Source organism: Achromobacter sp. SIMBA_011, from assembly GCF_046535435.1.
GTDB classification, from domain to species: domain Bacteria; phylum Pseudomonadota; class Gammaproteobacteria; order Burkholderiales; family Burkholderiaceae_B; genus Achromobacter; species Achromobacter dolens.
The window spans coordinates 273,888-293,588 of the sequence record NZ_JAWRWN010000005.1 but is presented as its reverse complement, the minus strand read 5'-3'; the positions used below and the strand labels follow the sequence as shown (position 1 = coordinate 293,588).

General features: G+C 60.1%; 18 protein-coding genes. 14 read left to right on the top strand and 4 right to left on the bottom strand.

All coding sequences use genetic code 11. The features are described from left to right. Positions 1-17 precede the first annotated feature (17 nt). The 10 genes from SB816_RS19590 (at position 18) to SB816_RS19545 (ending at position 10,256) form a co-directional block, all read left to right on the top strand. Positions 18-989, top strand: a complete 972-nt coding sequence (locus SB816_RS19590; RefSeq protein ID WP_006384550.1) for a Bug family tripartite tricarboxylate transporter substrate binding protein — start codon at positions 18-20, stop codon at positions 987-989. Between the two features lie 4 nt (positions 990-993). Next, positions 994-1,764, top strand: coding sequence for an MBL fold metallo-hydrolase (locus SB816_RS19585; RefSeq protein WP_006384551.1), 771 nt, complete (start codon positions 994-996; stop codon positions 1,762-1,764). 91 nt (positions 1,765-1,855) lie between these two features. After that, complete coding sequence (locus SB816_RS19580; RefSeq protein ID WP_410547385.1) at positions 1,856-2,647, top strand: transporter substrate-binding domain-containing protein; 792 nt, start codon at positions 1,856-1,858, stop codon at positions 2,645-2,647. A gap of 519 nt (positions 2,648-3,166) precedes the next feature. Continuing rightward, positions 3,167-3,289 carry a hypothetical protein gene (locus SB816_RS19575; RefSeq protein ID WP_080564215.1) on the top strand — a complete coding sequence of 41 codons (123 nt, stop codon included), beginning with the start codon at positions 3,167-3,169 and terminating at the stop codon, positions 3,287-3,289. 202 nt (positions 3,290-3,491) lie between these two features. Continuing rightward, positions 3,492-4,850, top strand: coding sequence for an MATE family efflux transporter (locus SB816_RS19570; protein WP_006385424.1), 1,359 nt, complete (start codon positions 3,492-3,494; stop codon positions 4,848-4,850). 120 nt (positions 4,851-4,970) lie between these two features. Next, a complete protein-coding gene (locus SB816_RS19565) occupies positions 4,971-5,921 on the top strand; it encodes a GlxA family transcriptional regulator (protein ID WP_006385423.1) in 951 nt (316 codons plus the stop codon). A 128-nt stretch (positions 5,922-6,049) separates the two neighbouring features. After that, entirely contained in the window at positions 6,050-6,808 is a 759-nt protein-coding gene (locus tag SB816_RS19560) for an SDR family oxidoreductase (protein WP_006385422.1), read from the top strand. A gap of 57 nt (positions 6,809-6,865) precedes the next feature. After that, positions 6,866-8,059, top strand: a complete 1,194-nt coding sequence (locus tag SB816_RS19555; protein WP_006385421.1) for an MFS transporter — start codon at positions 6,866-6,868, stop codon at positions 8,057-8,059. Between the two features lie 68 nt (positions 8,060-8,127). Further along, complete coding sequence (locus SB816_RS19550; RefSeq protein WP_006385420.1) at positions 8,128-8,667, top strand: carboxymuconolactone decarboxylase family protein; 540 nt, start codon at positions 8,128-8,130, stop codon at positions 8,665-8,667. 143 nt (positions 8,668-8,810) lie between these two features. Continuing rightward, complete coding sequence (locus tag SB816_RS19545) at positions 8,811-10,256, top strand: IS1182 family transposase (RefSeq protein WP_006385425.1); 1,446 nt, start codon at positions 8,811-8,813, stop codon at positions 10,254-10,256. A 977-nt stretch (positions 10,257-11,233) separates the two neighbouring features. On the opposite strand, the gene SB816_RS19540 is transcribed toward SB816_RS19545, so the two are convergent. Further along, positions 11,234-11,329, bottom strand: a complete 96-nt coding sequence (locus SB816_RS19540) for a DUF2188 domain-containing protein (RefSeq protein ID WP_232295992.1) — start codon at positions 11,327-11,329, stop codon at positions 11,234-11,236. A 438-nt stretch (positions 11,330-11,767) separates the two neighbouring features. On the opposite strand from SB816_RS19540, the gene SB816_RS19535 reads away from it, so the two are divergent. Next, entirely contained in the window at positions 11,768-12,760 is a 993-nt protein-coding gene (locus SB816_RS19535; RefSeq protein WP_006385427.1) for a Bug family tripartite tricarboxylate transporter substrate binding protein, read from the top strand. 37 nt (positions 12,761-12,797) lie between these two features. Here SB816_RS19535 and SB816_RS19530 read toward each other — a convergent pair whose 3' ends face one another. After that, a complete protein-coding gene (locus SB816_RS19530) occupies positions 12,798-13,259 on the bottom strand; it encodes a MaoC family dehydratase (RefSeq protein ID WP_006385428.1) in 462 nt (153 codons plus the stop codon). Positions 13,260-13,452: 193 nt separating this feature from the next. On the opposite strand from SB816_RS19530, the gene SB816_RS19525 reads away from it, so the two are divergent. The 3 genes from SB816_RS19525 to SB816_RS19515 are packed head-to-tail and all read left to right on the top strand — an operon-like array spanning position 13,453 to position 16,460. Then, complete coding sequence (locus SB816_RS19525; RefSeq protein ID WP_006385429.1) at positions 13,453-14,685, top strand: CaiB/BaiF CoA transferase family protein; 1,233 nt, start codon at positions 13,453-13,455, stop codon at positions 14,683-14,685. Between the two features lie 14 nt (positions 14,686-14,699). Further along, positions 14,700-15,653, top strand: a complete 954-nt coding sequence (locus SB816_RS19520; protein ID WP_006385430.1) for a 3-hydroxyacyl-CoA dehydrogenase NAD-binding domain-containing protein — start codon at positions 14,700-14,702, stop codon at positions 15,651-15,653. Between the two features lie 18 nt (positions 15,654-15,671). Next, positions 15,672-16,460: an SDR family NAD(P)-dependent oxidoreductase gene (locus tag SB816_RS19515; protein ID WP_006385431.1), complete on the top strand. Its 789-nt coding sequence runs from the start codon at positions 15,672-15,674 to the stop codon at positions 16,458-16,460. A 399-nt stretch (positions 16,461-16,859) separates the two neighbouring features. On the opposite strand, the gene SB816_RS19510 is transcribed toward SB816_RS19515, so the two are convergent. Continuing rightward, complete coding sequence (locus SB816_RS19510; RefSeq protein ID WP_006385432.1) at positions 16,860-17,993, bottom strand: NADH:flavin oxidoreductase/NADH oxidase; 1,134 nt, start codon at positions 17,991-17,993, stop codon at positions 16,860-16,862. Between the two features lie 60 nt (positions 17,994-18,053). Next, a complete protein-coding gene (locus tag SB816_RS19505) occupies positions 18,054-19,700 on the bottom strand; it encodes an electron transfer flavoprotein-ubiquinone oxidoreductase (protein ID WP_006385433.1) in 1,647 nt (548 codons plus the stop codon). Position 19,701 lies beyond the last annotated feature (1 nt).

The window sequence follows — 19,701 nt, the reverse complement described above, 5'->3', positions numbered from 1 at the left end:
CGGAGGAGACCCCCAAAATGAAGCACATCGCACTGCTCACCCTGGGCCTGGCGACGGCCCTGGCCGCGCCGCAGGCCGGCGCCGCCGACTACCCCAGCCAGCCGATCCGCCTGATCGTGCCCTACGTGGCCGGCGGCGCGGCCGACATCACCGCCCGCGTGGTCGCGGCCCGCATGGGCAAGACCCTGAAGGGCACCATCGTGGTCGAGAACAAGCCCGGCGCCAACGGCATGATCGGCACCGACTTCGTCGCCAAGGCCGCGCCCGACGGCTACACCCTGCTGCTGGACGCTAGCGGCCCGCTGGTGGTGAACCCGTCGCTGTACAAGAAAACCCCCTATGATCCGCTGAAGGACTTCGCCCCGATCAGCCAGATCACCAGCTACCAGTATGCGCTGGTGGTGCCGCAGCAGTCGCCCGCACACAGCATCGAAGACCTACTCGCCGCCGCCCGCAAGAAGCCGGGCGCGGTCACCTACGGCTCGGCCGGCCTGGGCGCCGGCGGCCACCTGGCCGGCGAACTGCTTGCCCTGCGCACCGGCACTCAACTGACGCACGTGCCCTACAAAGGCAACGCCCAGGCCCTGACCGACGTGCTGGGCGGGCAGCTGTCCTTCACCTTCGACACCACCGTCACCGCCACCCCGCACATACAGTCCGGCAAGCTGCGCGCCTACGCCGTCACCGGCCCGCGCCGCGCCTCCAGCCTGCCCGACCTACCCACCATGCAGGAATTGGGCTACAAGGACTTCGTCATCACCCAGTTCCAGGGCCTGCTGGCTCCGACCGGCACCGATCCGCGCATCATCGCCACCCTGCACGACGCCGTGGTGCAGGCGGTCAAGGACCCCGAGGTGGTGCGCAAGCTCGCCACCGAAGGCGGCAATGAAATCGTCGCCGGCACGCCCGAGGAATTCACGCGCCAGTTGCGCGACGACCTGCAACGCTATCGCCAGTTGATCAGCCAGGCCCACATCACCGCGGAGTGACCCCATGTACCAGATCGACATCCTGATCCAGGGCTACCCCGGCCGCGCCGTCTGCCACGGCGGCCTGGGCTGGAGCACCAGCACGCTGCTGCGCTCGGACCGCCACAAGATCCTGGTGGATGTGGGAGCGTTCGGCGTGCGCCACCTGCTCGGCCGCCACCTGGACGCCTGCGGCGTCGCGCCGGCCGACATCACCGAGGTCGTCCTCACCCACGCCCACTACGACCACGCGGTCAACTTCACCCTGTTTCCCAACGCCACCGTCTGGATCGGAGCGCAGGAACTGCAATGGGCCGCCGCGCAGCCGCCCGGCTTCAACCCGCTGCCCGAACTGTACGTGCGCGAACTCGACCAGCTCGACCGAGTGCGCCGCATCGGCGACGGCGACGTCTTCCTGCCCGGCATCACCGCCATCGCCGCGCCCGGCCACACTCCCGGGCATTTGTTGTTCTACGTCGATGACCCACGCCAACCCATTCTGTTCACCGGTGACGCGGCCAAGAACCGCGCCGAACTGGTCTCGGGCCAGGTGGCCGACACCGTCGACGCCGCCGCCAGCCACGCCAGCCTGGAACGCATCTGGGAGTGGTGGCGCAAGCGCCCCGGTACGCTGCTCGTGCCGGGCCATGACCTTGGCATGAAGCTCGACGCCGATGGCGCGCCGGTCTATGTCGGCGAACGCCGCGCCGCGATCAATGCGTGGTTCGGGAACGACCTAGAGCCGCAACGGATCGACCTGTGCTGTGCGCCGGGTGCGGGGCGGTACAGCGTGTGAGTTGGCTGTTACGGCTATGACCTATCCGCTACGACCTGTCAGCCATCCGCCACCGCCTTTGAATTTCCCACTGTCCTCTGCCAAGACTGCAATGACCACAATTTCAAACACTACCGCCCGTTCGGACGCCCCCGTCCATTCCGGCACCTCCAACATCCCCGCCGACATCGTCCGGGCCTTCTCCCCCACCGGCGTGCTGCGCGCCACCATCAACCTGGGCAACCCCATCCTGGCCACCCGCGACGCCAGTGGCGCCCCCGCCGGCGTCTCCGTCGACCTGGCCCGCGCCTTCGCGCAGCGGCTCGGCGTTGCCCTGGAACTCATCGTCCTCGACAGCGCCGGCAAGGCAGTCGACACCGTCAGCCAGGACGCCGCCGACATCGGCTTTTTCGCCATCGACCCCAAGCGCGCCGCCGGCATCGCCTTTACCGACGCCTACGTCCTGATCGAAGGCGCCTACCTGGTGCGCGACGATTCGCCCCTGCTCGACATCGCCGAAGTCGACGACCCGCGCCACCGCGTCACCGTTGGCCTGGGCAGCGCCTACGATCTCTACCTGACCCGCGAACTGCAACGCGCCGCCATCACCCGGGCCGCGACCTCGCCAACCGTCGTTGACACCTTCCTGCGAGACGGCACGGACGTGGCAGCCGGTGTACGCCAACAACTCGAAGCCGACGCCGCGCGCTTGGGTGGCCTGCGCCTATTACCTGGCAGCTTCATGACTATCCGCCAGGCCATGGGCCTGCCCCGCAGCCGCGGCGAAGTGGCGCAAAAGGTCCTGGCCGGCTTCGTAGAAGAAATGAAACTGAGCGGATTCGTCGAGCAATCCTTGGCTAGCCTTGGTGTTGAGGGCGCGGCCGTCGCGCCTACAAGTCGATAAAGGAGGGGATGCTTGAGAAGCCCCGATGGGATCGGCAGAATGTCGAACTTCATGTAACTTCGAACCGAATGCTCTATCTAAATCGAAGGCGTAGTGAAATCTGATGCATGCACCTTGGGCTGCGCGGTTCGTTGACCATGGAAGTCTTAGACGACACGTTCATTGAATTCGGTATGCAATGTCTCGACCAGATAGCGTGGGCGTCAGTGCAGCGTCGTCGCCTACTCTGGACGGCGATGCCGCTCCTCTCCCGAATCTGGGCAGGCAGCCGCCCCCCCGCGACAGATGCTCCTGCACTGGCTCACATTCTTAGCGACTCTCCCTGCCCACATCTCACGACTGACCGGTTCCGGCCGAGACTGTGTGAAAACTCGTGATGGACTTGTTTTCGAGGGTGTTCAAACCCTTCCCTCAACTCCGATCGTCGATCCTGAGTTGATCTGAGAGGCCAACTTCCGACATGACCCTCAGCACGGTGAGTTCTCACACAACCTCGGCCGGTAGCGGAAATTCGATTGGATAGCCGAAGGCAAGCTCAGAGTGCTTATCGGAGGCGAGTATCCACTTGCCGAAGCCGCAAGGGCCCCCGTAGAGATGGCAAGCCGTTTCACCGTGGGCAAGCTGCTACTGCACATGGCTTGAAACTGAAGACGCTTCAGCGCGTGGGCGCATGAGTCAGATGTGGGCTGGTTTGAGCAACCGGGGAAATCCGGGTGAGTCCAGCCTGACCCCATTTTTTCGCATCTGGCTATCAGCATGGCGCGAATTGCCGTGTATTCGACATTCCCGCCAACACGACATTGGCCTATTCTGCGCCCGCCCAGAACCGTCTTCGAGTGCCGTCATGACCGCGCAGACCGATTCCCGCAGCCGTGACGTCCAGACCGAGCGCCTGCTGACCGCCCCGATTTTGCCTGTGATGTTGTCGCTTGCCGGCCCGACACTGCTGGTGATGCTCAGCCAAACGTTTGTTGGACTGATGGAGGTGTGGTTTCTCTCCCAGCTCGGTGAAGACGTGCTCGCTGGCGTGTCGGTTGTGTTTCCACTGCTGGCATTGACGACGGCGCTTGCGACCGGCGCGGTCGGTGGGGGAATGCTTGGCGCGGTTGCGCGGGCGCTGGGGCGCAACGACCGCGTGCAAGCCAATGCGCTGGTTTGGCATGCTGTCGCCATTGCGGTGGCGTTTGGGCTTGTCACGGCAGGGCTCGTCTTGGCTTTTGGCTCTGCGGCGTTCAGTGCCATGGGAGCTAGCGGCGAAGCGCTTGCGCACGCCGACCACTATGCCGCCGTCGTCTTTGGCGGCGCACCGCTGATATGGCTGTTCAATGCACTGCTGGCGCTCATTCGGGGCAGTGGCAATGTGCGCTTGCCGATGCGGGTGGTGTGCGGCGGCGGCGTCATCCTGATACCGGTATCGTGGCTGCTGATCTTTGGCGCGGCAGGCTTTCAGGGGCTGGGCGTGACAGGCGGCGCGTTGGCAATGGTTTTGTATTACGCCGTTGGTAGCCTGGTTTTCGCAATATATCTTTGGCGTGGCCAAGGGGTGCTGCAGCCGGCCGCCAGACCGGTGCGGCTGCAACGTCGGCTATTTGCCGAAATTCTCAAGGTCGGCGGCGTGTCGGCCGTTATCGCGTCAAGTACCAATCTCACCATCGCTATCGTTACCGGCTACGTTGGGGCGTACGGTCTGGCGGCCGTGGCCGGATACGGCGCGGCTGCGCGATTGGAATTCTTGTTGGTGCCGCTCAGTTTCGGCATCGGCGGGCCTGCCGCGATCCTGATTGGCACCAACGCGGCGGCAGGCAGGATCGATCGCGCACGCCGCGCCGCGTTGATCGCAGCCTGTCTGGGGTTCGGCGTTGCCGAGACTATTGGGTTGGTGGTTGCGATATGGCCCGAGTTATGGCTGGGCGCGTTTTTGACGGACCCCGAAAGTGTGGCGACGGGAAGCGTTTACCTGCGCCATGTTGGCCCCTTTTTTGGCTTCTTCGGGCTTGGATTCACCCAGTACTGCGCCGCGCAAGGCACCGGAAAGATGGCGGTACCGTTGGCGGGGGCCTTGGCGCGCACGGTGGTGGCATTGGGTGGGGGGCTGATCGCCACCACGCAGACCGGGCTATTCGTCAGCGTGGGCCTGGGTATGGCGGCTTTTGGTGCGGCGGGGCTTTATGCGCTGCTGCGCGATTGCCGGAAACAGGAATAACGAAGGATGGCTTTCGACGTCCAAATGGCGCAACAAAGTGGGCCGATATTTTTCAACAACGTGGATGCAGTTCCCCGTGCCGGATTAAGCTGATCTTTCATTGCCTGAAAAGGAAGCATGATGCGGCACGTTGGTTTAATCCTGGAAGATGGCTTCCAGCTGATGGGTTTGGCGGCGCTCTCTGCCTTTGAGCTCGCCAATACTGAGCTGGGCGATAAGGGCTATCGGCTGACGGTGCTCTCTGAAAAAGGCGGCACGGTCAGGTCGTCCATGAACGCAGGTATCGAAACAACGCCGCTAGGTGTCATACCCGATACCCTGATGGTTGCCGGCCAATTGGCGCCCCAGGATATTTCGCCCGGGCTGCGTGCGTATCTCGCCCGTGCGGGGGAACAAGCCCGCCGGGTGGCTGGGGTATGCACAGGCGCTTTTGTACTAGCGCACGCCGGTCTGCTTGACGGCCGTACCGCCACCACGCACTGGGCGCATGCGCCGGCGCTTCGGGCGCGCTTTCCGAAGGTCAGGGTCGAAGAGGACCGAATTTTCATCCGTGACGGCAACATCTGGACGTCGGCGGGAATGTCATCGGCCATCGACCTGACGCTTGCGCTGATCGAGGACGACCATGGGGCTGCGCTTTCCCGGGCACTGGCTCGTAGGCTTGTCGTCTACCATCGTCGCCACGGCGGGCAATCGCAATTTTCGGCGATGCTTGCGCTGGAGCCTCGCTCTGACCGGGTAAAGCGCGCGCTGGCCTACGCCCGTGAAAACCTGCGCAATCCCTTGTCTGTCGAAGAGCTTGCCGAGGCTGCCAGCCTTTCACCGCGTCAGTTCAGCCGGGTATTTCGCGAAGAAACCGGGCGGTCTCCGGCCAAAGCCGTGGAAATGCTGCGCTTGGAGGCTGCGCGCGTCATGTTGGAAGACGGTCGTCACCCTTTGGAAATCGTGGCGCGTGACACGGGTTTTGCTGACCGTGACCGAATGCGGCGCGCCTTCCTGCGCAACCTTGGCCAGCCCCCGGCCAGCGTGAAGCGGAGCCTGGTGTCGATGCAAGACCGCGACGCCGCCTAAGTGACCTTGGGCGGCCTGCTTATAACCGGTGTCCGTTTTTGACGGATCTATGGCATTTGAGACTTCACCCGACCCGCGCATAGTACGTCCATCGAAGGCGCCATCCAGGCGCCACACAAGGACAAATCATGCAGATGACGGGCAACACAATCTTTATCACGGGCGGCACCTCGGGCATTGGCCGCGCGCTTGCCGAACAGTTTCATTCCCTGGGTAACAAGGTCATCATCGCCGGGCGCCGTCAGGCCCTGCTGGATGAAGTGGCCGCCGCCCATCCGGGGATCGAGGGCATCGCCCTGGACATCTCGGATGCGGCCGACATCGACCGCGTTGCCGCGCAACTGATCCGCGACTACCCGACGCTGAATGTACTGATCAACAATGCGGGGATCATGCCGTTCGACGATCCCTCGGGCCGAATCGATGATGCCGTGTCGCGCCAGATTCTCGACACGAACCTGCTTGGCCCTATCCGGCTGACCTCTGCGCTGATCGAACATCTGAAGACGCAGCCGCGCGCGACGATCATTCACAACACCTCGGTCCTGGCCTACGTGCCTATCGCCACCAATGCCGTCTATTCCGCTTCGAAGGCGGCGCTGCACTCGTATGCCTTGTCGCAACGCTTCATGCTCAAAGGCACGAGCGTGTCCGTCCAGGAAATCGCGCCTCCGTGGGTCGACACCGACCTGATCAAAAAGAGCGGTGACCCTCGCGCCATGCCGCTGGACGCCTTCATCGCCGAAACGATGAAGGGGCTGGCGACCGACGCACCGGAAGTATTTGTTGAGGCGATTCGTGCCCTGCGCGACAACCCCGGCATTGGCGAACATGAGCTGATTGACGGTTTCAACACTGAAATCGCCGCCAATCCCATCCCCGTCTAAGACGCCTGACAGGCGGGCTCGTGCCCGCACAGACTGCACTTGTAGGAGAGTTGCGTCATGACCGCAACGCTTGCCAACAATTCGCGCACGGTGTTGCTACCGGCGGGATTCCTGGCCTTGGGAACGTTCGCCATTGGCACCGAAGGCTTCATGATCGCGCCCTTGCTGCCGGTCATGGCGAAGGACTTTGCGCTGCCCGTGCCCACCATCGCGCTGTTGGTGATCGTGTTCACGCTGGTGCTGGCATTGTCGTCGCCGGTGACCACCGTGGCGACCGGCCGCATGGCCCGCAAGCAGGTGCTGCTGATTGCGATGGCCCTGTTCGCCATTGGCAACGTCGTGGCCGCGCTGTCTTCGTCGTTCACCGTGCTGATCGCCGCGCGCGTGCTGATGGCCATTGCGGCGGGGCTATATGTGCCCGCCGCCAATGGCCTGGCCGGCGTCATCGTCCCACCCACGATGCGGGGGCGTGCGCTTGCCATTGTCAGCGGGGGGCAGACATTGGCCATCGCACTGGGTCTGCCACTTGGCGGACTGATCGGCCACGCGTTCGGCTGGCGGGCAACCTTTCTGCTGGTCGGCGCGATGAGCCTGGTGGCCATTGCAGGCATTTTGACTGGCATCGACCGTGACGCGGGGCAGGGCATCGCGGTGGCCAGTTTGCGCGAACGTGTCTCGGTGGTGGCGCAGCGTTCCGTGTTGCGCTTGCTGGCGGTCAGCCTGTTCTGGTCAATCGGCGCCTTTGCTGCCTACCCATATATCGCCGAGTATCTGAGCGCCGTGTTGGCCTTTGGCCCATTGGAGATCACAGCGTCTGTCTCGCTCTGGGGGCTTTGTGCAGCGGCGGGGGTCATGACCGGTGGGGTTCTCAACGATCGCTTCGGGGCTGGCACGGTGGTGCGCGGGTCACTCGTGCTGTTGGCGTTGTCGTTCCTGGCTTTGGCCGTTGCAACGGTGCTGCCACCGGGAGTTTCGTTGGGTCTGGTCATGAGCGCCGTGGCTGTGTGGGGCTTCACGGTGTGGTCATTCTTTCCCGCGCAGATGGCACGGCTTATCGGCGCGGGCGTCCCCTCGCAAGCGCCCGTTGCGCTAGCGCTTAACACCTCGACGATGTATTTCGGATTTTCAATCGGCAGCGCCCTAGGTGCCACCGTGTTGGGCGCTGGCGCCATTTGGGCAATTGGCGTCGTGGCGGCCATGGCGGAACTGATCGCCTTGGGCCTGAACGCCGCCATTGCGCGTAGAACTTGAATTTCTCTGTATCGGCGGGTTCACGGCTGCCGGTTTTCAGCAACACCACTTTGAAAGGAACCAAGAAAATGACTTCCCGTATCAACACGCCCGCCGCCGCTAGCGCCTCCGGCGAAACCGCCGACGTTTTCGCCGCTATCCGCAAAGCGGTGGGCATGGTCCCCAACGCCTATGCGGCCATTGGCGCCTTGAATACGCCCGCACTTAAGGTGATGCTGTCCGCCGACGCGGTGCTGGCGCAAGGCGTCCTGTCCGCGCAGGACCGCGAAACCATCAAGTTGGTGGTGAGCGCGATTGCCGGTTGTGACTACTGCGTCGCTGCACACAGCTTGGCGGGCAAGGCATCCGGCCTGCCCGTGGACACCGTGCGCGCCATCAGGGCGCTGCAGCCGACCGGCGATGCAAAGCGCGATGCGCTGATCCAATTTGTCCGGCACCTTCAAGAAGGCCGAGGCACCCTCGACGCCGAGCAATTCATGGCCTTGCGCGCGGCGGGTTATCTGGACGAGGCCGTCGTGGATATCGCATTGGCCATCGCCGTCATCACGTTTACGAACGTGTTCAATCGTGCGAATGACACCGTGGTGGAATTTCCAGAACTGAAGTAATGGGAGTGACGGGGGAAGGGGAGCAGTAAGGAGGGGCGGTCGGGTCGGGTCGATGATCGTTCCCGACCGAGGCTGTGTGAAAACTCTTTGACGCCGCTACGGTGATCTAGATAGAGTTTGGTATCTCGATAACGGGAGTCGACATGCCCCGATTCATCGAAGGTCAGGACCGGCAGCAGGTAGCGTTGATCCCGGAATGCCTGGATGACTTCATCGCCGACGACAACCCGGTGCGCATAATCGACGCATTCGTCGACGAGCTCAACTTGGAATCGCTGGGATTTGAGAAGGCGGCACCAGCAGCTACCGGCCGCCCGTCGTATCACCCGGCCGTGCTGCTGAAGATCTACATCTACGGCTACTTAAATCGGGTCCAGTCCAGTCGTCGACTCGAGCGAGAGTGCCAACGCAACGTCGAACTGATGTGGCTCGTCGGCCGTCTGGCGCCAGACTTCAAGACCATCGCCGATTTCCGCCGTGATAATGGCTCGGGCATTCGCAACGTTTGCCGGCGGTTTGTTGCCGTATGCCGAGATCTCAAGCTATTCAGCCAAGCCCTGGTTGCCGTTGATGGAAGTAAGTTCAAGGCAGTCAACACGCGCGACAAGAACTTCACGGCTGCCAAGATAGACAAACGTCAGCAGCAGATTGAGGAGAGCATCCACCGCTATCTGGCGGCGCTCGACACAGCCGACCGAACGCAACCTGTCGAGATCGAGGCCAGGACCAATCGGCTCAATGACAAGATCGAACGTCTGCGCAAACAAATGCGCACGCTTGATGAAGTCAAGGAGAAGCTCAAAGACAGTCCAGACGGTCAACTGTCGGTGACCGACCCGGATGCCCGCTCGATGGCCACCAGCGGTCGGGGCTCGGGGATGGTCGGCTACAACGTGCAGATGGTTGTCGAAGCCAAGCACCATCTGATCGTCGCGCACGAAGTGACGAACCGAGGACATGACAGGGACTTCTTGGCATCGATGACACAAGCTGCGCGGGAGGCGATGGGCAAGAAGCGACTGCGCGCGATTGCCGATCGTGGCTACTACAGCGCGCCTCAGATCAAGGCATGTGCAGAGACAGGTATTGATGCGATCTTGCCCAAGCCGACGACTTCCAATGCCAAGGCCGAAGGCCGCTTCGACCGTTCGGACTTCATTTACATCGCGAAGGACGACGAGTACCAGTGCCCTGCGGGCCAGCGCGCCATCCACCGGTTTACGCGAGAGGAGAATGGTCTTCAATTGCGGCGCTACTGGAGTAGTGCCTGCCCACAATGCGCTATGAAGGAGCGATGCACACCTAGCGCGTATCGGCGCATCAGTCGATGGGAACATGAGGCCGTGCTTGAGGCGGCGCAGCGCCGTCTAGACCGAATGCCAGATGCAATGAAGGTGCGGCGGCGCACGGTGGAACATGTGTTCGGCACGTTCAAGCATTGGATGGGCTATACGCACTTCCTAACTCGTCGCTTGGGAAATGTGAGCACGGAGATGAGCTTGAATGTACTGGCCTATAACCTTAAGCGAGTCATGCGCATCCTGGGCTTCAAGCAAACGATGAAAGCGATGCTGTCGATGGGGGGCTGAGCCCTTCTTGTGACCAATGACGCACTTCAAATCCTATCCGCGCCGCTCAAACAGCCTTTAGGGCGTCTCGCGTCGAAAAATCGAAGTGAGGACCGCCCAAGTTGATGCGGTCCAGGTGAATTCGCTGTGGTTGTTAGGGCGAGTGGAGTTTCCACACAGCCTCGACCCATTGGCGATCGGTCGTCAACAAAGAGAGGTGTCGAAACTGGCGTCACTATGCGCTGTTGGCTCTGGCCAATGACCAATGGTCATTCTCTGGAGCCCACCACAAGGAGCCAGTGTCTAGCGACGGAGGGTCAGCGCATTCGTTCAATCTGTTCCGCCAATCGCCCAACTTAGAGCTCCAGTTCGATAGTCCCTCTCAGGCAAAAAAAGCCAAAACCCCGCACAAGGGACTCAGTAGTCCGATAGCATCTTTTCTCTGGGGATTCCGCGGCCGCGAAATTTTCCGATCTAGGGGCGAAAGAACGGAGGATTAAGATCAGCTGTCCGCAACAATTCATACTCTGTGAGCCGCATTTTTTGGCGGGGGTTCCGGGTCTTCTGCCACAGTACACTGATAGGCATCGTTGTGATGAGCATCAGATGCACTTCGCTCAACGAGCCAGAGCGCAGTCCATCTTCAGAAAGCCAGCCTGAAAATTTCGTCAATCCCGCACTTCTTCAACAAGCTTTGAGCAGCGCATCGCCATCGGTCAGCTTGTTGCGTACACGCACAGCAAGGTATCGCACCCCGCGGGCCGATTTCAGAAGCCAACCAGGCCATGCACTGAGTCACCACCCGTTCAAACATTGCTGGGCTGGCCCTTTAGTAAGGTAGTGACCTATGTGGCCAACTCCTAAGCTATCGGGCCAGCCACGTTCATGGCCCGCATAAGGACAACTAACTGACAGCTTGTCGAGTCCCGGAGAACAAGGTTGCGCTCATTGGGCACGGCAAGGCGGCTGCAGAATGAACCTGCAGCCGCCTTGCTTCTCTAGCCTTTCGGGGGATCAGGATCGGTCCCGTAGCTGTCCTTGTCCCGGATGCGACCGTCCTCTCGATGAATTACTACTCCGCTGCATTGATTGATCGCGATGCCCCGTGCTGCTTGGCGCGTCTTCTCATGCGTCTGATGATGAGACTATCGTGACCATTTCCTTTGCCACGAACTCCCACCCGTCATCCGTATTTGCAACGTGCAGGTTCTTTCCGATCCGATATCTCCCTTTGGCGACGTGAACGTCAACGTGGTCCCAATTGCACTTCACGATACGACTCAGATTTCATGCCCCGAAATCACATCGAAAGCCGGGGCTGTGGATGACCGTTGTGAGCTCGCTCGGGCCAACGCCACGTCAGACCTGCCCATCCAGCCGGCACGTTACATACCCAGAGCGGCGCACTAAGCGCTTTTGCTTGACATCGCCATGGACTGGCCTAAACTTTGATTCCACAGCAAGATACCGGTTCCACACTGCGGAACCTATCGCTGCAACCTATTTAACAAAGGACAATAACTATGAGACATATGCCTTTTTCCCTGCGGCGCCCTATGCAACGGCTGGTAATGGCTTACGCTTTTTCGCTGCCTATGCTGTACACGTCCCACGCCAATGCCAAGGACGAATATCCAAACCACCCGATTCGCTTGATCATCGGCTTCTCTGCCGGCGGCACCACCGACATTATGGGTCGAGCCGCGGCGACTGAAATGTCCAAGGAGCTTGGTCAACCGGTTGTCGTTGAAAATCGCACGGGCGCAGCGGGTTCCGTCATGGCGGCGGCCACCATCGCTGCCCCTCCCGACGGCTATACGGTGTGCGTATGCGGATCCGGCCCTCAAGTTTTGCTGCCTTTGATCGACAAGGCAGCCGAGAACTATCCGCGCGACTTAGCGCCGGTAGGCATGCTTTACAAGACCGGCTACATACTGATTGGCCGAAGCACTATCAAAGCGGATACCGCTCAGGAGCTAATTGCCAACATCAAGGCGCACCCAGGTAAGTTCACCTACGGATCGAGCGGGGTGGGCGGCATCCAACACCTCGGCATGGAAATGCTTGCCGACGAGCTAAAGTCTCCAATGGTGCATGTTCCGTACAAGGGCGAGCAGCCCGCTGCGGTCGACATTGCCGCCGGTCAGGTCGATCTGATGATGGCCACGCCGACGACCGCACAGTCCATGATCAAGTTAGGCAAGGTCAAGGCTTACGCCTCCACCGGAGACAAGCCCAATGCGCTGTTCCCCAACCTACCGACCCTCCAGAGCCTCGGCTACCCGGACTTACTAGTGCACACCTTCGCGGGCTTGAACGTCACGAAAGATACGCCCCCTGAAGTCATCACCAAATTGAGCGCAGCAGCCGCTGTCGCCGTGAAGTCGGACGACTTCAAGCAACGCGCGGAGGAAGCTGGGATGACCATTCCGCCATCGGGCCCCCAGGCGTATGCCGAATTCGTTAGCGACGAGATAAAGCGCTGGACGCCCGTTACCAAAAAGCTGAACTTCCAGCGCCAGTAGCACGGACGCGAGTGGCTACGGTGGCTTGCACTCATCATCAGGCGGATTGGTACTGATTGAGAGTCAGCCATCGGGCCACGATGGCGGGCCTCGCAGCACCGGAAGCGGTTACTGTTACGTCCCACGTGCAACGGACACCACCCTGCTGTGGCTCAGCCGCGACCAGCAGAAATGCAGCGCTTATCAGCTGCCCGCACCGTAAGGCCGAGGGTATCCGCACTTTATCGAAACCATAGTTCAATCCAAAGCTTCGATTTCGAAATTCAAATGTCTGCGCATAGAGCTTCGGTAAAAGCGATAGCGTTAGCATGGCATGAGCGATCGTTCCACCATACGTGCTCTCTCTTTCCGCGCGCTGCGGATCCGTGTGTATCCATTGCCGGTCGCCAGTAATTTCTGCGAAGGAATCGACCAAGGCCTGCTCGATCAAAGACTCGGGCGATCTGGCCGCGCGACCAACGAATGCCAGAAGTTCAGCTTGGGAATTGAATACTTGCATACATTTCCTTGTTCTGTCCCTGCAACCAGGCGCTCACGGCCGTGGCAGTCAGCATAAGTCAACGGTCGAGCCGTGCGTGTTGCGGATACTGTCACAACGACTACCCTGTATCAAGCAGAAATCAATCTTTTTCGCATCTGCGCTTAACGCTCAACGCTACGCTAGCCTCACATCTTTTGTACGAAGGTTCTTTATGTCGCTACCTCTCGAAAAAATCCGTGTTCTCGATCTCAGTCGCATCCTCGCTGCCCCGTGGGCGGCCCAATTAATGGGCGATTTCGGCGCCGAAGTGATCAAGGTCGAGCGGCCCAAGTCAGGAGACGATTCTCGCCGTTTCGGCCCCCCCTTCGTAAAGGATGCCCACGGTAATGACACGCAAGAGTCGGCGTTCTATCTGAGCGCCAATCGCAACAAGAAGTCGATCACGGTAGACATTACCAAGCCGGAGGGACAAGCGCTGATTCGCGACCTGGCAGCGAAATCGGACGTTCTGATCGAGAACTACAAAGTCAATGATCTGAAGCGCTACGGGCTGGACTACGAAAGCCTGAAGTCCGTAAATCCTCGACTGATCTATTGCTCCGTCACCGGCTTCGGGCAATCAGGGCCGTACAGTCACCGGCCTGGCTATGATTTCGTCTTCCAGGCCATGGGCGGCCTTATGAGCGTCACCGGGGTCGCTGAAGGACTACCCGGTGCGGGACCGATGAAAGTCGGCCCAAGTCTCGCCGACATACAAGCGGGCCATTTCACCTTATCCGCTGTACTGGCCGCTCTATATCATCGCGATGTGAGTGGCGGTCAAGGTCAGCATATCGACATCGCTTTGCTGGACTCAATTGTCGCATCCATCTCGCACTATTCGAGTCATTATCTCTTGTCGCGCGAAGTTCCCGTACGCCGTGGGAACGAAGGCAATGGTGGCATGCCCCAACGGACGTTCTCTTGCGCGGATCAAGTCATCGTTATCGTTATCGGCAATGACGAACAGTTCGTCAGGTTCTGCCGCGTCATCGGGACGCCGGAACTCGCGGTTGATCCTCGATTCGAGAAGAACCTTGGGCGCGGTCTGAATCGAAAGGCCTTGGCGGAAATCATGGATCCCATCGTGGCCGAATGGAAGGCAGAGGACCTACTAGCTGAACTAGAAAAAAATGGCGTCCCCTGCGGACCCGTCAACGATTTAAGCCAGGTTTTCGATGATCCTCAGGTTAGACATCGAGAGATGGAGGTCCGAGCCCCACATGTACTTTCCAAAACGGGAGAAGTCAGCATGGTTCGAAATCCTGTCCGGTTCTCCGAAACCCCCGTGACCGAATACCGAGCGGCGCCATTACTAGGCGAACACAACGACGATGTATTGATCAACATCCTCGGGCGTACGAAGGCGGACGTTGATCGCCTGCGGGCCGAGGATGTCATCTGACACTGGAGCGAGAAATGCAGTATCGAGGAACGAAAAGCATCCAGCGTGTGGCCGTCATCGGCGCCGGCGTAATCGGCGCAGGATGGGCTGCAGCCTATCTCGCCCGCGGCTTCGAGGTAACCGCTTATGATCCGTCCGCTGCAATGCAGGAGCGCGCCAGCACGCAGATTTCGCGTGCCTGGAGCGCCATGCTCGAACTGGACCTTTGCGCCGGCGACTACCCCAGCCTAAAACTTTCATTCGCGCCCACACTAGCCGACGCTATACAAAACGCCGACCTGGTACACGAAAGCTGCCCCGAACGACTTGAATTCAAAGCAAGCCTCCTACGGGGTATAGACGCCATCGTGCCGCAAGATGTGTTGATCGCCTCCAGCACGTCCAGCCTGCCTATTACAGAACTACAAAAGGGGTGCCGATTCCCCGACCGTGTAATCCTCGGTCATCCTTACAACCCTGTGCATCTAATGCCCTTGGTCGAAATCGGAGGCGGCCACGAAACCAGCCCTCTGGCGATCGACACAATCGAAGCGCTCTACATCGCGATGAGAAAGCATCCAATACGGGTGCGCAAGGAAGTGTTCGGCCACATCACGAACCGGTTAGCCAGCGCACTGTTTCGTGAAGCAGTCTGGCTAGTGGCGAACGACTATGCGACCGTGGGTGACGTCGAGGACGCGCTTCGATTCGGCCCAGCTTTAAAATGGGCCATACAAGGCCAATATTCCTCGTTTCACACCACCGGTGGAGAAGGCGGATTCGCCAATTTCCTGCACCATTTTTCACCCGGCATGATGAAGCGGTGGGCGACATTCGAAACTCCAGACCTTGCCGATCCGGGTCTTCAGCAGAAGCTTACCGATCAGCTCCAGCAGTATCTTCAATCGCGCACGGTTGATGAGGTTTCAGCCACACAGGACAAATACCTTATCGCGCTGCTGAGCCTCCTCGAATCCAAGCAATCCTAAAAAAAGGCGGACTACTCTATGGATATTCACGGCAAGGTCGCTGTCATCACCGGCGGCACCAGCGGTATCGGCTTCGCGGTTGCCGAACGTCTTGCTATTGAAGGCGCAAAGCTGGTGATCGTCGGCATCGATGGGCGCGCTGGTCAACACGCCGAGGAATTGCTTCGTTCCAAAGGCGCAGACGCCCTTTTTATCGGGGGGGACGTCAGTAACGAAAGCATCGTGGGTGCGTTGACGACCCAAGCAGTCGGAAGGTATGGCGGCATTGACATACTGGTGAACAATGCGGGGATACTGGGCGGCCCTCGTTTCCCGGAATCGAGCCGTAGGCATTGGCTAAGGGCCATTGAAGTCAACCAGATTGGCACGCTGCACTGTATGCAGGCGGTTATCCCCGAGATGCAGCGCCGGGGCGGCGGCTGTATCGTGAACACGGCGTCAACATCGGGCATCACACCCAACCCCATCGATCCGGTTTACGCCATGACTAAAGCGGGAATAGTCAACCTCACTCGCTCTCTTGGCTTCTTGCGGGACGAGAGCAACATCCGCGTGAATTGCGTATGTCCGGCTCTGGTTGAAACGCCGCTTGAAGAAAATAGCGCCAACGCTTATGACGAAATCTCTAGAGCCTCATTTCTCGGACGTCGCGCCGGCCGCACACACAAGCCTGCGTTAACACCTGGAGCAGTAGCAACTGCCATTCTACGGCTCATTTCCGATGAGTCCCTCAACGGAGTTTCCTACAAGATCGTTGTTGGCCAGCCGGACGAGATTATCCCGGCCGCCGCTCCACAAAAACTCTAAGGCGAACGCAGATTGGGGCTGACGCCCCTCCAAATCGAGCGCAGACGTCCAGAATGGGCTTCAACCTTGCAAGCGGTATACCTCTCACAATTAGCGCCTGAAACTACGTGAACGAAGGCTACGGAGGGCTCGCTAAGTCCAAAGGCAGCCGAACGCTTAGCGAAGGCAGGTTGAACGGAGCCCAGTTGGCGTCGGCATGCAGGACGAGATTGCGAATCCTCAGGTACCGGTGTGTGTGGCGCACGGCCTTGCGCGTTTCCAATGGCGACCTTGCGTGCGGTACAGCCCAACGTCTCTTTAGTCGGGGTAAATGCCCACACTGCCTCAGATGCCCACTCTAAATATCGCGGTGGGAAGGCGTCGCAGGCGCTGGCAGGCAACCGCGCCAGCGCGGTATCCTCAAGCCCGGTAGCCAGACTTGGCGCGTTTGTTCAGCCACCAGCCGATTTGGGGGGGCATATTTTTGAACTCGGGATCTACGCCCAGCGTCATCGCGGCATGATGAGGCCAGAACGGGTTGTACAAAAGCTCTCTTCCGATAGCGACCAGATCGGCTTGGCCATTCTTGATGATGGAATCAGCCTGCTGCGGCTGCACGATCAGACCTACGGCGATAGTCGGGATACCTGTCTCACGGCGAATCGCTTCGGCGAATGGAACCTGGAAGCCGAGTTGAAGCGAAGCAGCGTTGGTGGCCGCCGATCGAACGTTGGTGCCGCTGGAAGAGCAATCGATCACATCCACACCCCGGGCCGCCAATTCCCGTGAGAGGGTGAAAGATTCCTCCAGCCCCCACCCTGTATCGTCCTGCGCAGATATACGGAAGAACAAAGCTTTTTCCGCCGGCCAAATCTCCCGGATGTGCTCGGTAATTTGCAGCGCGAAACGCATACGGTTCGGTAGACTGCCACCATATTTGTCGGTCCGTAGATTGGACGAAGGCGATAGAAACTGATGTATCAAGTACCCATGGGCTCCGTGAATTTCTATAACGTCGATATTGGCTGCATGCGCGCGCCGCGCGGCCTGGCCGAATGCTTCGATAACCTCCTCGATATCCCGGATGGTCATCTCACGCGGAACGGGCCAACCTTCAAGATAAGGAACCGCGCTGGGACCTATGACCTCCCAATGGCCCCCTTCGACCTCGACAGATCGGTCCATCGGCCCGAATCCATCGGCGGGCTTTAATGTTCCAGCCTTGCGCCCGGCATGGTTCAACTGTATGCCGGCCTTTGAATCCTGAGAATGAATAAAATCAGCGATTGCCCGGATGCGTGGAACATGGGTGTCGCTCCACAAACCCTGATCGCCGACCGTCCCTAGTCCGCGGCGTTCGACCTTGGTTGCTTCCATGCACACGAATCCGGCGCCACCCATCGCGAATTTCGCATAGTGAGCGAAGTGCCAGTCCGATAGGACACCTTCCCGCGCACAATAGACCGCCATAGGCGACACCATGATTCTATTCTTGAAAGTCGTACCCCGGATGGTGAACGGGGAGAAGAGCGCTGGTTCGAGATCTGATGACATTGGGAATCCTTGCAAGCGGTAATAAATCAAGCGCTGCGTACGCCAAACCAGCGCTCGAGGCTACATGCCGCTGTACACGGGACCTTCGCCGCCCTGCGGCGCTACCCAAACTATGTTCTGCATGGGATCCTTGATGTCGCAGGTCTTGCAGTGCACGCAATTCTGTGCGTTGATCTGCAGGCGGTCGGCTCCGTGGTCGTCCTTAACGAATTCGTATACTCCGGCCGGACAATATCGAACCTCCGGGCCACCGTACTTGGCTAGGTTGACGGCCACCGGCACGCTGGGGTCCTTGAGCGTCAGGTGAACAGGCTCATTTTCCTCATGGTTGGTATTTGAGATGAACACCGAACTCAAGCGATCAAAGGTGATCTTGCCGTCAGGCTTGGGGTAGTCGATGCGCGTGAATTTCGAGGTCGGCTGCAAGCAGGCGTAGTCGGGCATGTTGCGATGGATAGTCCAGGGCATCTTTCCTCTGAGCAACCACTGTTCTATACCGGTCATCAAGGTCGCGACAGTGCGCCCCTTCTTGAACCATTGCTTGAAATTGCGCGCCTTGGTCAGTTCGGCGTGTAGCCAGGAAGCCTGAAAGGCGAGGGGGTAGGCGGCCAATTCGTCCTGGCGGCGGTCGGCAACCACCGCGTCGAAGGCAGCTTCGGCTGCGAGCGCGCCAGTTTTGATCGCGGCGTGGCTGCCCTTGATACGCGAAGCATTGAGGAAGCCGGCTTCGCAACCCACCATAGCACCGCCCGGAAATACCAATTTGGGCAGGGCTAGCAGACCACCGGCCGTGATGGCGCGTGCGCCATAGGCGATGCGCTTGCCGCCCTCAAACGTGGGACGAATCGCCGGGTGCGTCTTGTAGCGCTGGAATTCCTCGAACGGCGACAGCCAGGGATTGGCGTAGTCCAAGCCAACGACCATGCCTACCGCCACCAAATTGCTATCCAAGTGATAGAGGAAGGAGCCACCGTAGGTGTCAGCGTCAAGCGGCCAGCCGGCCGTGTGCACAACTAAGCCGGGGCGCGCCTGTGCGGAGTCGACTTCCCACAACTCCTTTAGGCCGATGCCATAGGACTGCGGGTCGACGTTCTGATCCAAGTTGTAGCGGGCGATCAGTTCCCGGCCCAAATGGCCGCGCGAGCCTTCGGCGAAGATTGTGAAGCGGCCCAGCAGTTCCATACCTGGCTGATACTGTTCGGTAGGGCTGCCATCACGCGCCACGCCCATGTCGCCAGTGACGACGCCGCGCACGGCCCCCCGTTCGTCGTACAGCACGCCGGCGGCCGCGAAGCCGGGGAAGATGTCCACCCCCAGCGCTTCTGCCTGCTCGCCCAGCCATCGAACCACGTCGCCCAGGCGGACGATGTAGTTGCCCTTGTTGTGGAAGCATTGGGGCAGCATCCAGTCGGGTGTCCGGTGCGCGCCGCTGGCGCTGAGGAAAAGGAACTTGTCCTCGGTTACTGCGACGTTAAGCGGCGCGCCCTTTTCCTTCCAATCGGGAATCAGCTCGGTCAATGCGCCCGGGTCCATAACAGCCCCAGATAGGATGTGCGCGCCTAGCTCCGGGCCTTTCTCAAGGACACAGACGCTGACCTCGTGATTCTTCTCGGCCACCAACTGCTTCAGGCGGATCGCGGCGGCCAGCCCACCAGGTCCCGCACCCACCACCACAACGTCGTATTCCATTCTTTCGCGTTCTGACATT